At 61.5% G+C, this 18,221-nt stretch carries 9 protein-coding genes, 1 pseudogene and 1 riboswitch; of the genes and pseudogenes, 9 read left to right on the top strand and 1 reads right to left on the bottom strand.

Features of this window, described 5'->3' with window-relative positions; translation table 11 throughout:
- The first annotated feature begins 13 nt into the window (after window positions 1–13).
- From FTE24_RS12045 to FTE24_RS12015, 7 genes and pseudogenes are all read left to right on the top strand, one after another.
- Window positions 14–754 (top strand): LytR/AlgR family response regulator transcription factor, encoded by a 741-nt coding sequence (locus FTE24_RS12045; RefSeq protein ID WP_150234531.1) that lies wholly within the window; start codon window positions 14–16, stop codon window positions 752–754.
- Window positions 751–2,049: a sensor histidine kinase gene (locus FTE24_RS12040; protein ID WP_150234533.1), complete on the top strand. Its 1,299-nt coding sequence runs from the start codon at window positions 751–753 to the stop codon at window positions 2,047–2,049. Before FTE24_RS12045 ends, FTE24_RS12040 begins: the two co-directional genes overlap by 4 nt.
- Before the next feature lie 149 nt (window positions 2,050–2,198).
- The gene (locus FTE24_RS12035) at window positions 2,199–4,337 is read left to right on the top strand and encodes a serine hydrolase domain-containing protein (protein WP_237401735.1); all 2,139 of its coding nucleotides are present in this window, start codon (window positions 2,199–2,201) and stop codon (window positions 4,335–4,337) included.
- Between the two features lie 253 nt (window positions 4,338–4,590).
- Window positions 4,591–6,642, top strand: coding sequence for a methyl-accepting chemotaxis protein (locus FTE24_RS12030; protein ID WP_237401734.1), 2,052 nt, complete (start codon window positions 4,591–4,593; stop codon window positions 6,640–6,642).
- Between the two features lie 201 nt (window positions 6,643–6,843).
- On the top strand, window positions 6,844–11,106 hold the full coding sequence (locus tag FTE24_RS12025) for a TerB N-terminal domain-containing protein (protein WP_150234535.1): 4,263 nt from the start codon (window positions 6,844–6,846) through the stop codon (window positions 11,104–11,106).
- Window positions 11,107–11,205: 99 nt separating this feature from the next.
- Window positions 11,206–12,480, top strand: a pseudogene (locus FTE24_RS12020) (ATP-binding protein); the annotation flags it as partial.
- A gap of 521 nt (window positions 12,481–13,001) precedes the next feature.
- On the top strand, window positions 13,002–15,203 hold the full coding sequence (locus tag FTE24_RS12015; protein ID WP_150234540.1) for a DEAD/DEAH box helicase: 2,202 nt from the start codon (window positions 13,002–13,004) through the stop codon (window positions 15,201–15,203).
- Window positions 15,204–15,666: 463 nt separating this feature from the next.
- On the opposite strand, the gene FTE24_RS12010 is transcribed toward FTE24_RS12015, so the two are convergent.
- The gene (locus FTE24_RS12010; protein WP_150234541.1) at window positions 15,667–16,191 is read right to left on the bottom strand and encodes a GrpB family protein; all 525 of its coding nucleotides are present in this window, start codon (window positions 16,189–16,191) and stop codon (window positions 15,667–15,669) included.
- Window positions 16,192–16,365: 174 nt separating this feature from the next.
- On the opposite strand from FTE24_RS12010, the gene FTE24_RS12005 reads away from it, so the two are divergent.
- Window positions 16,366–16,944 (top strand): RNA polymerase sigma factor, encoded by a 579-nt coding sequence (locus tag FTE24_RS12005; RefSeq protein ID WP_150234543.1) that lies wholly within the window; start codon window positions 16,366–16,368, stop codon window positions 16,942–16,944.
- On the top strand, window positions 16,934–17,851 hold the full coding sequence (locus FTE24_RS12000; protein WP_150234545.1) for a hypothetical protein: 918 nt from the start codon (window positions 16,934–16,936) through the stop codon (window positions 17,849–17,851). The genes FTE24_RS12005 and FTE24_RS12000 overlap by 11 nt, the downstream gene beginning before the upstream one ends.
- Before the next feature lie 226 nt (window positions 17,852–18,077).
- Window positions 18,078–18,178: riboswitch (purine riboswitch) on the top strand.
- Window positions 18,179–18,221 lie beyond the last annotated feature (43 nt).

The raw sequence follows: 18,221 nt of genomic DNA, 5'->3' as shown, positions 1-18,221 counted from the left end.
GAGGCACACCATTATGTACCGGATCGCCATTTGCGACGACGAGCTGCCGCGCAGGGAAGACGTGCAGCGGATGCTGCTCGGGCTGTCCGTGAAGTCGGGCATCGACTTCGAGACCGGCCTGTTCGCTTCGGGCGAAGAACTGCTGAATCATTACGACGAAGGCGGAGAGCCTTTTCATATTCTCGTGCTCGATATCGAGATGACCGGACTCACGGGCATCGACACGGCGCGGAAACTGCGGGAGAAGCGGCGGCTAAGCGAACAGATCATCTTCCTGACGAGCTACGCCGAATATATGCTGGAGAGCTTCGACGTGATGACGTTCCAGTATTTGCTGAAGCCGGTCGATCCCGCCGTTTTCGAAGAGAAGATGCTCAAGCTGTGCCGTTATTTTGAAGAAAAAGAAAGCGAGATCCTGATCGTCAAGTCGGCGGACGGCGATCTGGTGCTGCATCACGACGAGATCATCTCGATCGAAGCCGCCAACGGACTGACTGTCAAAAACAAGCTGAAGATCACGACGACCCGCGGCGTTCACGACGGCCGGGGATTGATCTCAAGTTATGCCGAAGCGTTGAAAGACGGACGGTTTCTGCAAATCCACCGTTCGATCCTGATCAACCTGTCGCATGTGCACAAATTTTCCGGCAGCCGCGTCGTCATGTCCAATGCGGCGGAACTGCCGATCGGGCGATCCAAAGTCAAGGAAGTCAAAGATGCCTGCACCCGGTTCATGGTTGCGAGGATGGAATGATGGGAGATCTGCCGCTTCTGGTTGCTTTGAATATCGGGACCTCGTTGGTCATGGCCGTTCAAGTGAACTTTTATTTCAATTCCGTATTCGACAGGGAACGCAGCAAACGCAGCAAAAAATATTGGACCGTTGCTTTTTTGCCGTTGATTTTCTTCTATCTGTCCGTCGCGCTGCCCGATCTGCTGTCGTCTTTTTTTGCGGTGGCGGTCATTTTTATGTTTGCGCAGGGCTATGACGTTTCGCAGAAGCTGAAATTGATGTTCGCGATCTTGTATGCGGTGCTGCTGACGTTGATCAACCTGATCTTGATCTATCTGATCCATCCGTCGCTTGAACCGTTCGGGCTAAGGATGCCTTCGGACGAGATTCCGAGTACCCTTTCGCTCGCCGTCACGATGCTGATCGGCTGCACGATCATGTTCGCGGTCATTCAAGTGATTCGCCTCGTGGTGAAAAAACGCCGTTTTCCGCTGGAGCCGCGGTATACGCTGCTGTTTCTGTGCGTTCCGCTGATCAGCATCTATCTGGTGAACGTCTTTACGCTGTACAGCGAAAAAAACATTCATTATTTTCTGTCCATCTTCGGCTTTATCGTGCTTAACATCCTCGTCGTCTATATGCTGGATACGGTCATCGCCCGGTTCCGGCTGACGCTGCAGAACGAACGGCTGCAGAGCCAGATGGATTATCAGGACGCCAATTACGAGAAAACGGTGCACAGCTTCAAAGAGATCAAGCGGATCATCCACGATACGAACAAGCAGCTGCTCGTCGTGGCCGAATATATCGAGCGGGGCCGCGGGGACGAAGCGCGTGAGCATATCCGGGCTACGCTGAGCGAGATCGATAATGCCTACCGGCGGGTCAATACCGGCAACCTGGTCGTCGATGCACTTGTCACGAACGCACTGAACGTCGGCCAGGCCAACGGCATCCGTATCGATACGGAACTGGGCCTGCGCGAGCCGGAGCTGCCGATCGAGCGCTACGACCTGTGCGTCGTGCTCGGCAACATGCTCGACAACGCCGTCGAAGCGTCGAAGCGGATCAAGTTCGCCGAAGACCGGCATATCCGCGTCCATATCCGTTCGAGCGAAGCGGCGCTGTTCATTCGCGTGCGCAACCGGACCGAGCGGGAAGTGACCGACCTGCGAAGCCGCAAAGCCGATCCGGACGACCACGGGTTCGGCCTGACCAATATCGAGCGGATCTGCACCAAATACGGCGGCCATATGGCGATCGAGACGGAAAATCGGACGTTCGACAATATGGTCGTGCTGCCTTTTCCCACCTGATTGTTCAAAAAGGTTTCCCGGCGAATATGCCGTTCGGGAGCCTTTTTTGACGTTTCGGCATTTTTTTGCGCCCAACGAGGACGGTCCGGTTATGCTGGGTCCATAGACAAGGACAGCCCGAATACATGGAGAAAGAAGGCGGAATTATTATGAAGAGAATCAAACGTCCGATGGATAAATGGAAAAAAAGCGGAGCAGCGGCGATGGCAGCCCTGCTGCTGGCGATGCCGGTAGCGCAGGCTCAGACTTTCGCGCAAGGTGCGGACGCTTCGAGTCCGGCAGCTGCTCAAGCGGCGTCGAAAGCGACCGTCACGAAAAACGCGCAGGCCAAAGCGGAAGCGATGACCAAAACGCTGATGGAGGCGTACGGCGTGACCGGCGCCCAGTACGCGATTCGCGATGGCGGCAAAGTCGTCCTGTCCGGAGGCGCGACGCTCGACGACGCGGGCAGCAAGCAGAACATTTCCGCCAACCGCATGTTCGGTATCGGCTCGGTCAGCAAAATGTACGTAACGGCTGCCGCGATGATGCTCGTCGACGACGGCAAAGTGGACATCGACCGTCCGCTGACCGACTACGTGCCCGAGTTCAAAATGGCGGACGAACGCTACAAGCAGATTACCGTTCGCATGCTGATGAACCATTCGTCGGGCCTGTACGGATCGCATTACAAAAATACGATTCTGATGAACGACAACGATACGCAGAACTACGATTCCCTGCTCTCGAACCTGAGCGTGCAGCGTCTCAAGTCCGATCCGGGCGAATATTCCGTGTATGCCAACGACGGCTTCCAACTGCTGGAGCTGCTCGTGGAGCGGGTGAGCGGCATGAGCTACAGCGCGTTCATCAAGCAGCGGATCAGCGATCCGCTGAATCTGACCGGCACGAAGACGCCGATGGACGAGTTCGACCGCACGCAGCTTGAGCCAATCCGGCTGCCGGGCATCCCGAACGCGCTGCCGCCGGAAAATGCGAACATTCTCGGCACCGGAGGTGTCTACGCCACGGCGGAAGAGCTGACGCGGTTCTCCGACGTACTGACCGGCGAAGCTCCGCAGCTGCTGTCCGGGAAGTCGGTCGAAGCGATGCTTCAGCCGGAATATCGCAACGGCGTCTGGGTCAAAGATACGAAAAACGCGTTCGGTTACGGCCTCGGCTGGGATTCGGTCGATCTTGAACCGTTCGGCGATTACGGCATCCGCGCGGTCACCAAAGGCGGAGACACGATCATGTACCATTCCGCTCTGGTCTCGCTGCCCGATTCCGACATCTCGATCGCGTTCCTGACGTCCGGCGGTTCGTCGGTGTTCAACACGACAGCGGCGAGCAGCATCCTGCTGGAGTATCTGGCGGAGAACGGCGAGATTCCGAAAGTACTGCCGGAGCCGACGTTCGCCAAGCCGGTCAAACAGGCGCTTCCGGCCGAACTCGAGAAATATGCCGGCCTGTACGGAACGGTCGGCGAGACGCGCCAGATTGCTTTTAAAAACGGCGAACTTGCCATGCCGGCGCTGATGAGCGACATGATTCCGGCGCAGGCTTACGTCTACACCGGAAACGGAGCGTTTACGAGCGAAGACGGACGGACCGAACTCAGCTTCGACGAGCAGACCAACGGCCACACGTATATTCGCATCAGCAGCCAGATCGAGCTTCCGGGCATCGGCAGCACGCGGATGGCGTTCTACGAAGCGCAGAAGCTTGAAGCCAACAAGGTCGATCCGGCGGCGAAAGCCGCCTGGCAGAAGCGCGACGGCAAATCGTATTACGCGGTGGACGAGAAAATCAATTCCTTCTTCTATATCGCTCCTTCGATCCTGATGAAGAAAATTGCGCTGGACCCGAGCGGCGGCTACGCCAACGGAACCCGGATCGCCGACGCGGACCACGCTATCAACGCCGCCGAGATTCCGGTCATGAACGGCCGCGATACGTTCGATCTGGACTTCTCGCGCCAGGGCGGCGTCGAGTACCTCAAAGCCGACGGCCGCACGTACGTGAGCGAAGACGCGATCGGTCCGATCTATGCCGGCACATCCTCGGTTGTGACCATTCCGGCCGCCGGCAGCGTACGCTGGTTCCACGTTCCGGCAAGCGCGGCAGGCAAGACGCTGACGGCGGAATTCCCGCAGGGCGCGGGCTTCGCGGTGTATGACAAAGACGGCATGCCGGTCGCCCTTTCGGCCGCTACCGGCGCCAAGACGGCAGTGCTGCCGGAAGGCGGAACGGTCTTGTTCGGCGGCAAAGCCGGAGACGTGTTGAAAGTGACGCTGACCCACAAATAAGCCAGGTATCAAGCAGCACAATCTTTGAAGCGGCCGAAAAGCCGTAATCCGGTTTCCTTTTAAGAGGAAGCCGGATTTTTTTGCCTGAAAAGCACGAAAATTGTCTGTTTAAATTGAATTTCAAAAAATAATATCATGCACTATACATATTGGGGCCGTAAATGTCGAAAAATAGATGCGGGCCTATGTGACTAGCGACTCAATTTTTCAAGACGTAAGCCCCGCACTTTGACTAGAGGAGCCTACAACCGACATGAAATTATTACGAAGCCTCACCGAGAGCTTGTTTTTGCGGATTTTGTCTATTGCGGCTTTGTGTATCGTGTTATCCATGATCATCTCGACCGTGGCGATCGGGTATATGACGTCCCGTTCGTACGAGACCATGAATACCGATTCCCTGACACGGGTCGCCGACGAGAAAGTAACCGAACTCCAGATGATGATTACGGCCCAGCAGGACATGGCGAATTCGATTTCCACCGAAGTGTTCAACGTCGACTATTTCAAAAAGTTGATCGCGACCGGGGTGACGGACGCGGCGGCTTTTGCCCGCATCCAAAGCAACCTCGACGCAAAATTGAACAATTCGAACGGCTTGTACGAAAATATCTTCTTCACGTACCAGGACAAATTGTATCTGGACGGCTTGTCCGGCAAATCGCAGGGCACGGATATGCTGTCGACGTCGCCCTGGTACAAGCCGGCCCGCGACAGCGGCAGCCCGCTTGTCGGCGACCTGCAAACTTCCCCGGTGTCCGGCCTGCCGGCGATCGTGATCGCGGCCCCGGTCAAAGATCCCGCCAGCGGGGATCTGCTCAGCGTGTTCGCGCTGCCGATCAACATCAACGTGCTGCTCGGTAAAATTACGGAAAAAGCGGACAGCGAAGTCATCTCGACCGTCGTGACCGACGAAAAAGGTATCGTAATCGCTTCGAACGATGCGGAGCAGGTGCTCAAGACGGACTTTACCCAACTCGGCAACGAAGAAGGCATGCAGCAGATCGCCGCAGCCGGAACCGGTACGGGCTACATCACGATCGACGGCGTGCGCTACCTCGCTTCCTTCATCAAGGACGACGTGCTCAAGATGAACGTCGTGACGTTCCTGCCGGTCAGCAGCTACATGAACAATCTGTACGGCATGCTGACGACGATGGTCGCCATTACGCTCGCCGCGCTGCTGATCGCCCTGACCGTGCTGTTCCTGGTCGTGCGCAGCATCGTTCGCCCGATTCGCGTGGCGTCCGAGCAGTTGGAGATTATGGCCCAGGGCGATTTCTCCGGCGAAATGCAGGCCAAATACGCGAACAGCGTCGGCGAGACGGGCGTGCTGATTCGGTCCATGAACAAAATGCACGAAAACACGAAGCAGGTCATTCAATCGGTCAACGACGAATCCGGCTACCTCAAAGAGGCGTCCAACACCGCGAGCGTCATGTTTGCCGATATGGATCGCGAACTTCAGGATGTATCGGGCACGACGCAGAGCATGTCCGCGGGCATGGAAGCGACGGCCGCCGCCGCGCAGCAGATCAATGCGTCCACGGACGAATTCGAGAAAGCGATCGGCTCGATCTCCAAGGGAGCGCAGGCAGGCGCGCAGGAAGCGGCTGTCATCAGCACGCGCGCGAAAGAGTTGAAGACGGCGCTCGAACAGTCGATCGCCCAGACGACGATCGCTTACGAAGAAGTGAAATCCGGTCTGGAAGAAGCTCTGGAAAAATCGAAATCGGTCGATGCGATCAAAGCGCTGAGCGAAGCGATTTTGCAAATCACCCAACAGACGAACCTGCTCGCGCTCAACGCTTCGATCGAAGCCGCGAGAGCCGGCGAAGCCGGCCTAGGATTCGCCGTCGTGGCGGACGAAATTCGCAAGCTTGCCGACGCTTCCAAAAATACGGTCGGGCAAATTCAGATCATTACCGGCGAAGTGACGGATTCGGTCGGGAATTTGCAGCATTTCACGCAGCATCTCGTCGAAATTCTGACCGGGACGATCGCCAACGATTACGCGATGATGACCCGCACGAGCGAGTCTTACCTGAACGACGCGAACTACATGGACCGGATGGTCTCCGACTTCAGCTCGACCAGCGAGCAGTTGAGCGCATCCGTGCAAAGCCTGGCGCAGGCGATCAACGAAATTTCGGGCTCCAACAACGAATCGGCGGAAAGTACGGAAGAGATCGCGAGCAAAACGGCCAGCGTCGTCGACAAAGCGAACGGCATCGCCGGAGAAGCGCAGAAAACGAACGAAAGCGCGGAACGTCTCAACCGAATGATCGGCCAGTTCAAATTCTAAAAGCGCACGAACCCGCAACCGAAAAAGAAAAGGGCCGCTCCGGCAAATCGGAATGGTCCTTTTTCATGCGCCGATCAAAAAGAAAGCCCGAGGTTCCGCGTTCCGGTCAAACGGTGGTATAATGGACGAATCGAAAATTCAGGCAAGCCCGTGATCGGCGCAGGCACGCAAAAGGGCGGACAGGGGAGTCAGGGGAGTGAAATGAGCGACTTTTTCGCAAGGACGGCGGCGTATTCGTACCATCTATATTTGAATGCGGACAGCGGGGGACAGTTCTGGCTGAGCGCGACGGACGGGGAAGGGCCCGTTCTGCTTCGCGATGCCCTGACGCCGCTGCCGCGCTACATGCTGCCGGAGTATCGGCTGAACCGGGAAGAGACGCCGGTCCGCGCTTCGCGGCTGCTCGTCGTGCGCGATACGCTGCTCAAAGCGATCGGTCGGGGCGACGCCCCGGGCATGCATCTGCATATGGGCGACGAAGTGGAACTTGCGCTTATGGCCGACCCGGACGGCGATCACGGCCTCGCCTTTTTCCTCGACGGGGAGCGGTCTTCGCTGATCGGCCGGCTGCCGGAAGGGGCGCTGTACCTGGAACCGGGCTGGTTCGGCCGCTTTATCGACGACGGCTACGAACTGATCGACCTGCCGGGCTTCGAGGAAGACGACCTGGACTGGATCGGACGCCGCATCGGCGCGGACGAATGGGAAGAACTGCTGGTCCGGGTCATTCCGTCGATGCGCGAGCGCGGCCTTGCCGTGCGCAGCGAGATCGAATATTCGGCGAAGCCGGCAGGCCGGCTGGACATTACGGACTGCGGCGAAGACTATGCGGCGGTCGCGGTATCCGGCGGCGGGAACGTGCTGCGTATGGCAGAACTGGAAGGTTACGTGCTGGAACCGTACGCGCCAAGCGGTCCGGACGGCGAGGAAGCCGGCACTTCGGGCGAAGAACGTGACGGACAAGGCGGCGTGGAAAAAAGAGCGGGCGAACGCGATCGCTTGGTGGAACGTCTGCCCGACGCGTCTGACGCGGTTGAATCGGGCGGCGGTCCGGCGTTTGCGATGCGCCCGGCGCTGCAGGCGGAGAGCGTGCGGCGCCTGTTCGGCTCCGACAGCGGCGGAACGGTCCGCGGCGACGCGCTGGCGGAGTTCGCCCGTCTGGCCGAGCGGGAATGGGGACCGCTGATCGCCGGGCAGGGAGCGGCGAAATTCCGCGACCTGCACCGGCTCTATGACGCGGCGGATTGGAACTGGTCGCTTCGCGGCGGCCCCGTCCCGGAACGGGGCGTCGGCGTCGTGCGCGCCGAGCCGGTGTTGAGCGCGGGCGGGCTGCATTTTGCGGCCGCCGAGCTGATCGACGCCTGGAGCGAAGGGCGTCGGTATTTGCGCCTTGAGGACGGATGGATCGACCTTGAGGCGCCGGAATTTGCCCGAAGCCTGCGCGAGCACGGCGCGGGCGGCGGGTCGGCCGGCCTGATCTCGGCCGGCTTCTCGTACCGGCAGCGGATCGGGCTGCCGGGCGAGGCTGCGGCCGGAGAGCTGCCGCTGGCGCTCGAAGGGCCGAAGCCCGTGCAGGCCGGCGAAGCACGGCCGGCTTATAATCATCTGCGCTACCTGGCCGGCTGGGGCATGAACGGCGGCCTGCACGGCGGAGCCGAGCGGTGGCTGGCGGAGCTTGCGGCTTTTGCGGCGCGGACGATCGCCGAAGCGCCGGACTGCCGGCTGGTCGTCGTCGGGCGGCGCGAACTGCTGACGGCGCTGGCCGAAGCGGCGGGCCGCGATGCGGGCGGCGGGGCGCCGGAAAGCGCCGCTGCCGGGAGCGAAGCCGAGCCTGGCGGCGCGATCGGGCCGCTGCGGCGCTGGGCGGACTCGGAAGCGGAGCCTGCTCGTCCGCACGGCGAAGAGACGGCGGAATCGGCGCCCGGCGCAGGCCGGGGCATGCCGCTGCCTGCGCGAAGAGAACAGGGCGCCGATGATTCGCGGACCGGGAGCGGCTTTGCCGCTTCGGAAGCGGCGCCGGCCGATGCCGGACCGATCGCATCTGGCGGGGCTTATACCGACGCGTCGACGGGACTGATCCTGCTGCCGATCTCGCAGCTGCAAAAAGCCGATTTCGACGAGAAGCTGCAGGCGGATATTTTGCTGCTGCTGGAGCCTGACTCGTCCGTGCGTTCCGACGAGACGCGGCTGTTCAGCCGGATCGACTCGGCCGAAGCGAGAGTGCGGATCGCCGTCTATTCGGACGAAGGGCATATGAACGATGCGCGCGTCCGCGCCGTGCAGATCCGGCTGCTGAAGCTGTACGATTCGCTGACGCGCAGCTTCCTGCTGCTGGACCCCGGCAAAGGCTCCGCCGCGCCGGGAGCGCGCCCTCCGCTGCGCGGCGTGCCGGAGATGCAGCTTCCTTCCTGGCACAAAGACGCGGCCGGCATGGCCGAACTGTTCGTCGACGAGCCTGCGGCGAAGACGGAGCAGCCGGGCCGGGGCCTGGCGATCCCGCCGCGCCCGGGCGCGGCGTCAGGCCCGGCAGCCGCGGACGCCGCGGATCGGGCGGGCGGCGGCATACGGCCGGACCCCCGCGATACGCAGGTCTCGCGGCCGGAGCCACAGCGACCGGCTTCCGCAGCGCGCCGCCGTCCGGCTCCTTACGCCGGCGGCGAAGTCCGTCCGGTGCGGCCGGTACAGCCGCAGTCGGCGGAGCGCGAGTTCGTGCGCCGCGCCCGGGAGATGGAAGGCCGGACAGAGTCCGAAGTGCCGTTCGCACCGTTCTCCAGCTATTGGCCGACGTACGCGGCGATGAAGCCGGAGCAGGAGCAGTGGTATTACTACTGGCGGAGCGAATTCCGCCGGAGCGAAAAGGTCGAGACCGACCTGTCTTATCTGTTCATCTACGTGTACGAATTGATCAACGGGGTCGGGTGGGAGCATCCGCAGGACGGGCTGGACACGCTGGTCCGCGTCTGGGAGACGTACCGCGCGCGCTTCCGCCGCCTGGACGGCTATATGGCCGAATGGGTGCGCGAATTCGCGCTCGTGCATGCGCTCGATCTGCCGGAATCGTCCGCGCTGGAGCAGACTTCGGCGCTGCTGGGCGGCGAACTGCTCGATCTGGAACTGGCGCGGCGTTTTGCCGAAGAGCCGCTCGATTTGACGTGGGAACTGATCGCCCGGCTGTCGGACTACGACGCGACGACGAGCCGTTTCTATAAGGATCAGGGTAAAAAAGTGCTGCCGCGCGTCGTTCCCCACGTGGTGCGGGCGCTTGACGAGCATCTGCTCCGCGCGCGCGGCATCCGGCTGCCGGGACTGTTCCGCGCGGCCGACGACCGGATTACGGAACGCTATCTGTTCCGCAGCGCGGTCTACGATTCCGAATTGTACGGCCGGACGTTTCTCGTGCGCGCGCCCAAGCTCGGCCTGCACGCGCAGCTGCGCGAATTCATGACGCAGGTCGTGCGCCAGAGCGAGAACGAACTGCGGGCCCGCTTCAAGTTCGGCGGCCGGCTGCGCGGGATCAAGCTCGATCCCGAGCTGATGGGCGTGATCGCCGAAGCGGTCGAACGCGAGTTCCTGCCGCCGGAAGAACGCGCCGCGCAGCAGGCGCCCAAGCGGCTCGAAGTTCGCTTCGACCTGGAAGAACTGGAGAAGCTGCGCCGCGATTCCGACGAAGTGCTGCGCATGCTGACCGGCGAATTGATGGCCGGCGGCGGACCGGAAGAGAAGCCGGCCGCACAGGGCGAGGCTGGAGCCGGGCAGCCGAGCGAAGGAATGAGCGGGGAACCAAGCGAAGAACCAAACGGGCAATCGATCAGGGAACCGCTTGGAGAAGCCGGACACACCGGGCAAGCCGATGCTGCCGACAGGGAGCGGGAAGCTGACTTGGATCGCGCTTCTGCCGATGCGGCGGAGCGGCCGTTCGGAGCCGAGCCCGGCGAATACGACGGCTTCGAGATGCTCGAACTGCCGGAGGATGCCGGAGAAGGGTGGAGCGGCGAGGCGGTTCCAGGCGCGCTGTCGTTCGAGCCGGAGAAGTATGCGGGACGCGAGAATCCGCGCGAGGATGCGGCCGAAGCGTCCGGGCCTGCGCCGCATCCGACTGACGCGGCGCACACCCGGGCCGGGGCGAATGCCGAGTCGGAGGCCGAAGCGGCCGAGCCTGTTTCGGCCGCAGGCGCGGCCCCGGCCCCGGTAGAAGACGGCTGGGACGTGTCGGCGCTTGACGCGGACTGGCAGGCTTTCGCGGCTATGCTCGGCCCGGCCGAGCGGGACATGATCCGCGCCGTCCTGCTGGATCTGGGCGACGCGGAGCGGATGGCAATCGCCGGTCTCTCCGGCGAGCTGCCGGAGACGATGATCGACCGGATCAACGAAGCGGCGATGGAAGCGATCGGCGACCTGCTGATCGACGCCGGCGAAGTGCTGGACGAATATTTGCCGAATCTCGATGGGCTGCGCACGCCGTGAAATCGGCGCGCGGCTCTTTTTTAACCGGAACAAAAAGAAAGACTATGGTATAGTTTGGTCGGAACAGATTTGCAGAGCAACATTCGGAGGTGACTGAACGTGAATCAGACGAAGATCCCCAAGCGGATATCGTCGGCGCTGGTGAACTCGCTGAGCGCCGGCGTCGTGCCGCGGATCGGACTTGAATATATAGCGGTCGGACGGAAGCTCGAGATCGAATCGGTGCTCAGGGAGCTGGGCAACGTCGCCGAAGGCGGAGCGGCGTTCAAGCTGATTACGGGCCGGTACGGCAGCGGCAAAAGCTTTTTGATCCAAATTTTGCGCAATTACGCGATGGACCGCGATTTTGTCGTGGCCGACGCGGACCTGTCGCCGGAACGCCGGCTGGTCGGCACGAAAGGACAGGGACTCGGCACGTACCGCGAACTGATGACGCATCTGTCGACGCGCACGCGTCCCGACGGCGGCGCGCTCGAAGCGGTGCTGCAAAAATGGTTCGCCTCGCTGCAGCAGCAGGCGATGGCGGAACTTGCGCTGCGGCCGGACGACGAACAACTGCCGGTCGAAGTGGAACGCCGCATCTTCGAAGTGACGGGCAACATGGAACATATGGTGCACGGCTTCGACTTCGCGCGCGTCCTGTCGGCTTATTGGAACGGCTACAAAATGTCCGACGACGAACTGAAGCAGAACGCGCTGCGCTGGCTGCGGGGCGAGTTCCCGACCAAGACGGAAGCGCGCAAATGCCTCGGCGTCGGCGTCATCATCGACGACGACAACTGGTACGACTACATGAAGCTGTGGGCGGAATTCATGGCAAAGATCGGGTATAAGGGCCTGCTGCTGTTTATCGACGAAGGCGTCAACCTGTACAAGATCACGAACACCGTCTCGCGGCAGAGCAATTACGAGAAGCTGCTGACGATCTTCAACGACACGATGCAGGGCAAAGCGCAGCATCTCGGCATCTTCCTCGGCGGCACGCCGCAGTTCGTGGAAGACCAGCGCCGCGGACTGTTCAGCTACGACGCGCTGCGTTCGCGGCTCGTCGCGGGCCGCTTCGGCGAAGGGGCGGGCATGCTGCATTACGCCGGCCCGATCCTCCGGCTGGAGATGCTCTCGCACGCGGAGATTCTCGTGCTGCTGGAGAAGCTGCGCGATCTGCACGCGTCGCATTACGGCTACGTGTCCGCGCTCGACCAGCATCACCTCACCCGATTCATGGAATCGGAGCTGGGCCGGATGGGCGCGGACGCGCTGCTGACGACGCGCGAAGTCGTGCGCGACTTCATGGATTTGCTCAATACGCTGCATCAATACCCGGACCGCAGCTTCGACGAGCTGCTGCCGGACGTACTGGGCCGCGCGCCGCAGATCGGCGGCCTGGGCGCCCTCGGCACGCTTGGCGCTTCCGAAGGTGCGCGCGGCAGCGGAACGCAGGGCACGGCTGCGTCTGCGGCTGCGGCGAGCGCGCCGTCCGCAAGCGGAACGAACGCCCCGCCTGCGGGGCGGGGCGGCGAGTCCGATCCGCGAGGGTCAAGCGTCGATTACGGCGGCTACGGCGAACCGTCTTCGCCGGCCGGGCCGCTGCGTCCGCGCGGAAGCGGGTTTCAGAGCGGAGAGAACGTCGAAGGCTTGAAAGCGGCGGCGTCCGCCGCTTCGTACGGCGGCGACTCGACCGACTCGGCGCAGCGGGCTTTCCGCGGCGGCTCGGTCGACGTGCTGCCGGAACGCGGCCTGCGCGAGAACGGTTCCCGTGCTTCGGAAGCGGAATCTTCCGATTCGGCGGACTCATCTCCGCGCGACCTGTCCGACGCGGAACGCGCGGCTCGCTCGCTCGAAGAGTCGGCGCCGCAGGGCGAAGAGCCGGACGATATTCTCGCGGAGCTTGATCTGTGAGCGCGGAGCATCCGTTTTACCGGCTTGCCCCGTTTATTCAGGAATACATTTACCGCAGCGGCTGGGAAGAGCTGCGCGAAGTGCAGGTGGAAGCGAGCCGCGTGGTGCTCGATACGAACCATCATATGCTGATCGCTTCCGGGACGGCTTCGGGCAAGACCGAAGCCGCCTTTTTCCCGGCGCTGACGCTGCTTGACCAGGAACCGTCTTCGTCGGTCGGCATCTTGTACATCGGGCCGCTCAAAGCGCTGATCAACGACCAGTTCCAGCGGCTCGAAGGGCTGATGCGCGACGCGCATATCCCGGTCTGGCATTGGCACGGCGACGTGCCGCAGTCCGAGAAGACCAAAGTCATGCGCCATCCGTCGGGCGTGCTCCAGATTACGCCGGAATCGCTGGAAGGACTGCTCATGAACCGCCCCAACGCCATTCCGGCGCTGTTCGGCGACCTGCGCTTTATCGTGATCGACGAAGTGCACGCCTTCATGGGCGCGGACCGCGGCTCCCAGGTGCTCAGCCAGCTCGAACGCCTGTCCCGCATGGCGGGCTGTTCGCCGCGCCGGATCGGCTTGTCCGCGACGCTCGGCGATTACGAAGCCGTGAAGTCGTGGCTGGCCGGCGGCACGCGCATTCCGGTCGAGCTGGTCTCGCCGCCGGGCGGGCGCAAGCTGCGGCTGTCGATCGAGAACTTCGCCATGCCGGACGCCCGCGACGAGCGGCAGAGCGAAGCGCTGGAGAACGCGAAGAAGTCGTATAACAACTTCATTTACGATCATACGCATCTCAAAAAAGCGCTGATCTTCACCAACAGCCGCACCGTCGCCGAGACGACGATTCTGGAGATGCGCCGGATCGCCGCGCTGCGCCAGCAGCCCGACGTGTTCCACGTGCATCACGGCAGCATCTCTTCGATGCTGCGCGAAGAAGCCGAAGCCGCGCTGCGCGAAGGCTGCGGCCCGGCGGTCGCGGCGGCGACGCTGACGCTTGAGCTCGGCATCGATCTCGGCAGCCTCGAGCGCGTCATGCAGCTCGGCGCGCCTTACTCCTGCGCCAGCTTCGTCCAGCGGCTCGGCCGATCGGGCCGGCGCGAAGGCGCGGTGGCGGAGATGATGTTCGTCTGCGCGGAAGAAGACGACGAGGAAGCGCAGCTGCCGGCACGGATGCCGTGGACGCTGCTGCGGGCGATCGCGGTATGCGAACTGTATGTCAAAGAGAAATGGATCGAGCCGCAGACGGTGCGCAAGCTGCCGCTCGGCCTGCTGTACCATCAGACGATGAGCGTGCTGCGCAGCTTCGGCGAAGCCGAAGCGGGCGAACTTGCCCGCGCCGTGCTGACGCTGCCGCCTTTTGCCAACTTTACGACGGAGCAGTACCGCGAGCTGCTGGAGTACTTGCTTGCGACCGACCATCTCGAGCAGACCGAGGACGGCATGCTGATCGTGGGCCTGATGGGCGAGCGCGTATCGGGCCATTACCGCTTCTACGCCGTGTTCCAGGACGAAGAAGAACATTCCGTCTACGACGGGTCCGAAGAGATCGGTTCGATCACGACCGTGCCGCCGGCCGGCTACTGCTTCTCGCTCGCGGGTCGGCTCTGGAAAGTCGAAGAGGTCGACAGCCGGCACAAAGCGGTCTACGTCAAGCATGCCAAAGGCAAAGTCGACACGCTCTGGCTCGGAGCCGGCGGCGACATGCATACGCGGATCGTGCGCAAGATGCGCGATATTTTGCGGGAAAACACGCTCTACCCGTATCTGGCGCCCAACGCGGCGGCCCGGCTCGAACGCGCCCGGCGGCTGTCCCGCGAGACCGGCCTGACCGAACGCCTCGTGCTGCCCGCGGGCGGCGATTCGATGTTCGTCATGCCGTGGATCGGCAGCCGGGAATTCCGGACGCTGGAACGCCTGCTGAAGAACAATTTGTCGCAGCAGCTCTCGCTTCGCTCGATCGTCCCGATGGAACCTCATTACATGGTCGTGGCCGGCCGCACCGACGCGGACGAGCTGCAGCATCTGATCGTTTCCGAGAGCGAGCGCATGGAAGATTCGATCCAGATGCTCGACGAGTTCGAAGCGCCGTACCTCGGCAAATACGACGAGTTCACGCCGCCCGGCCTGATCCGCGCCGCTTTCGCCGCGGACGGGCTGGATCTGGAAGGGCTGCGCCGCGGACTTCGGGGTTCAGATTACGGCGCCTGACCCCGGATTCGGCCGCTTGATCCCGAATCGGGACATGCGCCGCCGGCCGCGGGGACAGGGATCGCGAACGATGTCGGAACGGCATGCGGAGAATGGAAAAAGAAGCCTGTTCGCCTCGTGGAGAGGTGGGAAGGCTTCTTTTTGCTGCGGTGCAGACAATAGCTGCTTAAATCCAGTTATTTGAGCACGAAAAGTCACTTTTGAGAAAATAACTGCGCAGATCCCTTTATTTCGCGGTAAAACAGAGCTTTCGGCGATTTGATCGGCGAATAGATGGATTACTGCATCTATTTGGCGTAGGCAGGACGATTTTGGCAAAATAGATGCTTCTGCGCAGTTATTTTCCTCCGTAACTCTTCCGGGTTGCTTCGCTCCGCCGCCGCCTCCACCTCCACCCACCGTCCCCCGCCTGCAAAGCCGAAAGCCCGGACCTCGGTCCGGGCTGTTCGCGTATGTGCGCTCCTTACTCGACGCTTCGTCCGGACGCTGCCGCCCACGCCAACGCACGGTTTTCCAATTCGCCGACGTAAGCTTTTTTGGCAGGGCTGTAGCCGCTCGTGTCCGCGAAGCGGGCAGCCAGGTCGGCTTTGAGAGCGGCGTAGGCCCGGACTTCGTCCGGCTCGGCCCGCAGGTAATCGCGAACGACCAGATGGCGCGCGATATGCGGATTGCCTGCCTCGTAGAAGTGGATATGGTGCGTGCGAGCCTCGCCGCCTTTGCGGAACAAACGGCGGCCGGGGATGCCCCAGTCGCCCGCGGCGTCGTATCCCAGCTCGATCATGCGCTCGCTGCCGGCGTCGACGACCGTCAGGTCGCGGACGATCGCGATCATGTCGATGACCGGTTTGGCGCTCATGCCGGGCACCGACGTGCTGCCGAAATGCTCGAACCCGACGATTGTATCGCCGAACAAGGTGCGCAGAAACGCGGCTTCCTGTTCAAACTTCGTGACCCACTGCGGATCGTAATCGGTCAGACGGACCTGCATGGCGATTCCTCCTTTGCGATCGGGGCGGACCGGCAGTCGAACCGTCCGTCCCGCGATCTCTTTCGCAAGCTTCGACGGATCGGAGCAAAATTCCTGCCGCATTTGTGCCAAACGGACATATCCGGCAGTCAAGATGCGTCTAATATAAAAAAGGGATAGAAAGGAGGCGGTGTTTTGGCAGAGCGGGCGGGGGACAGGGGCAAGGCGGCGGACGGATCGGACGGAGAGCGCCTGATTGCCGAATGGTTCGAATCTTATTACGAGGACATTTATCAGTACTTGTATTTCATGCTGGGAGATCGGGGCGGTGAAGCGGAAGATATTTTGCAGGAAGTGTTTATCAAGGCGTACCGGAATCTGCATGCGTTCAAAGGACAATCTTCGCCCAAAACGTGGCTGACGGCCATCGCGCGGAACGCCGCTTTGGATGCGATGCGCCGCAGGCGCTGGGCGCTGACCGGTTTCGTATCCCACAAAGAGGACAAGGCGCCGCCGTCGGACGAGCCGGAACGAGCTTTGTTGACGGAAGAACGGCGCGCCCAAGTGCTGGGGCTGCTGGACGCGCTGAAGCCGGCACAGCGGGAAGTGATCTTTTTTCTGTATCAAAAAGAACGGAGTGTCAAAGAAACGGCCGCCCTGCTCGGCTGCAGCGAAGCGAGAGTGCGAACGACCAGCCACCGGGCGCTGCGCGTCCTGCGCAAGAACGGCGAATTTCAACAATGGATCGGGGGAGAAGCGAGCGATGGGGACTAACGGACCGACGGGCGGAAACAGGCAGGAACCGGGCAGGGGGCTGATCGATATTCCGAAGCTGGATCCGCAGCGCAAAGAGCAGATTCGCAGCGGCATTCTGACCGGAATCCGTTCCTGGAAAAAGAGTGCAGAAGATCCGGTGCAGCCGCGCGGAATCCGGCGCCGACGGGTGCTGCTGGGGGGCGGATTGGGCCTGGCAGGGCTCGCGGCGGCGCTGAGCTTCCTGCTGCTTCAGACGACAGGAGATCCCTCTTCCGGATTGAACGTGGCAAGTCGGACGGAAAGCGCGATTGGCGAAGCAAGCAGCGGGGAGACGCCGGCGGCCGGTGCGGCCCGTAACGAAGCGGTTCCGCAAGGGTTGGCGGCGCCGCTGCTGAGCTTGGGCTACGGGGAGTTTCGCGAGCGCTGGGAACAGGGTTCGAGCGCGGCCGGCGGCGAATTAACCGCCGTATCCGGCGAGGCAGAGGCGTATGTCGACAGTCTGCCGCATCTGGATGAATACCGTCAGGCTTTTGGCCGTCCGGAAAAAGGCTACCGGTATGCGGCATGGAGCAATCGCGACGACGGCCGCCTGCGCGAAATCACGTTTTGGCTCGGTCCTTCGACGAGCGGCCGGAACCCGGACCCGTCCGATACGGCTGTAATTCGTTATGTGACGGACGTGCTTCAGCCCGACCTGACGGATACGGAGAGAGAGCGGATACTGAACGAGCTGCGTTTTCGCGACTTCGAGCGAAAAGGCGGATCGCGAATGTCCGGGAACGAAGAGCTGCTCTACACGCTTGATCGAAGCGGCGAGCGCCAATATTTGACCGTCACCTTTTTGCGCGAACCGGAACAGCCGGACGAACTGGGCATCTGGCAGGACAAACTGCTTGATATCGTGCGAGAGGAAAATGGTACGTAGAAGAGAGGTGCGGAAAACGATAGGCATAGCAGGATCATAACCATATGTTCAAAAAATGTATGGACCGGATCTTGAAACGAATAATGTTCGGGAAAAATCGATTAATCCTCTTTTTATAATGGGATAGGTGTAGATTTCGAGTTGAAAAGCGAATGATTTCACGAAATATGCTTGACTCCTTCTCTGCGTTTGGATATGATGGTTTTGTTGAAAAGCGAACAATTCCATTACTTATCATATAATCATTCGTATATTCCCGGAGATAAGGTTCGGGAGTCTCTACCAGGGAACCGTAAAGTCCCGGCTACGGATAGGATGCTTTTCGCATACCTGCCGTCAGCCGGGCTTTTTTGCGCGTTTGGGACCTTGT

Source organism: Saccharibacillus sp. WB 17, assembly GCF_008634075.2.
Taxonomy (GTDB): Bacteria; Bacillota; Bacilli; order Paenibacillales; family Paenibacillaceae; genus Saccharibacillus; species Saccharibacillus brassicae.
Note: the sequence above shows the minus strand (reverse complement) of the source record. Positions and strands in the feature narration are given on the sequence as shown.

Excerpts from the sequence above, each read along its gene's own strand:
- FTE24_RS12000 (WP_150234545.1), top strand. The coding sequence starts at position 16,934 with ATGGGGACTAACGGACCGACGGGCGGAAACAGGCAGGAACCGGGCAGG.
- FTE24_RS12035 (WP_237401735.1), top strand. The coding sequence starts at position 2,199 with ATGAAGAGAATCAAACGTCCGATGGATAAATGGAAAAAAAGCGGAGCA.
- FTE24_RS12010 (WP_150234541.1), bottom strand. The coding sequence starts at position 16,191 with ATGCAGGTCCGTCTGACCGATTACGATCCGCAGTGGGTCACGAAGTTT.
- FTE24_RS12045 (WP_150234531.1), top strand. The coding sequence starts at position 14 with ATGTACCGGATCGCCATTTGCGACGACGAGCTGCCGCGCAGGGAAGAC.
- FTE24_RS12040 (WP_150234533.1), top strand. The coding sequence starts at position 751 with ATGATGGGAGATCTGCCGCTTCTGGTTGCTTTGAATATCGGGACCTCG.
- FTE24_RS12030 (WP_237401734.1), top strand. The coding sequence starts at position 4,591 with ATGAAATTATTACGAAGCCTCACCGAGAGCTTGTTTTTGCGGATTTTG.
- FTE24_RS12025 (WP_150234535.1), top strand. The coding sequence starts at position 6,844 with ATGAGCGACTTTTTCGCAAGGACGGCGGCGTATTCGTACCATCTATAT.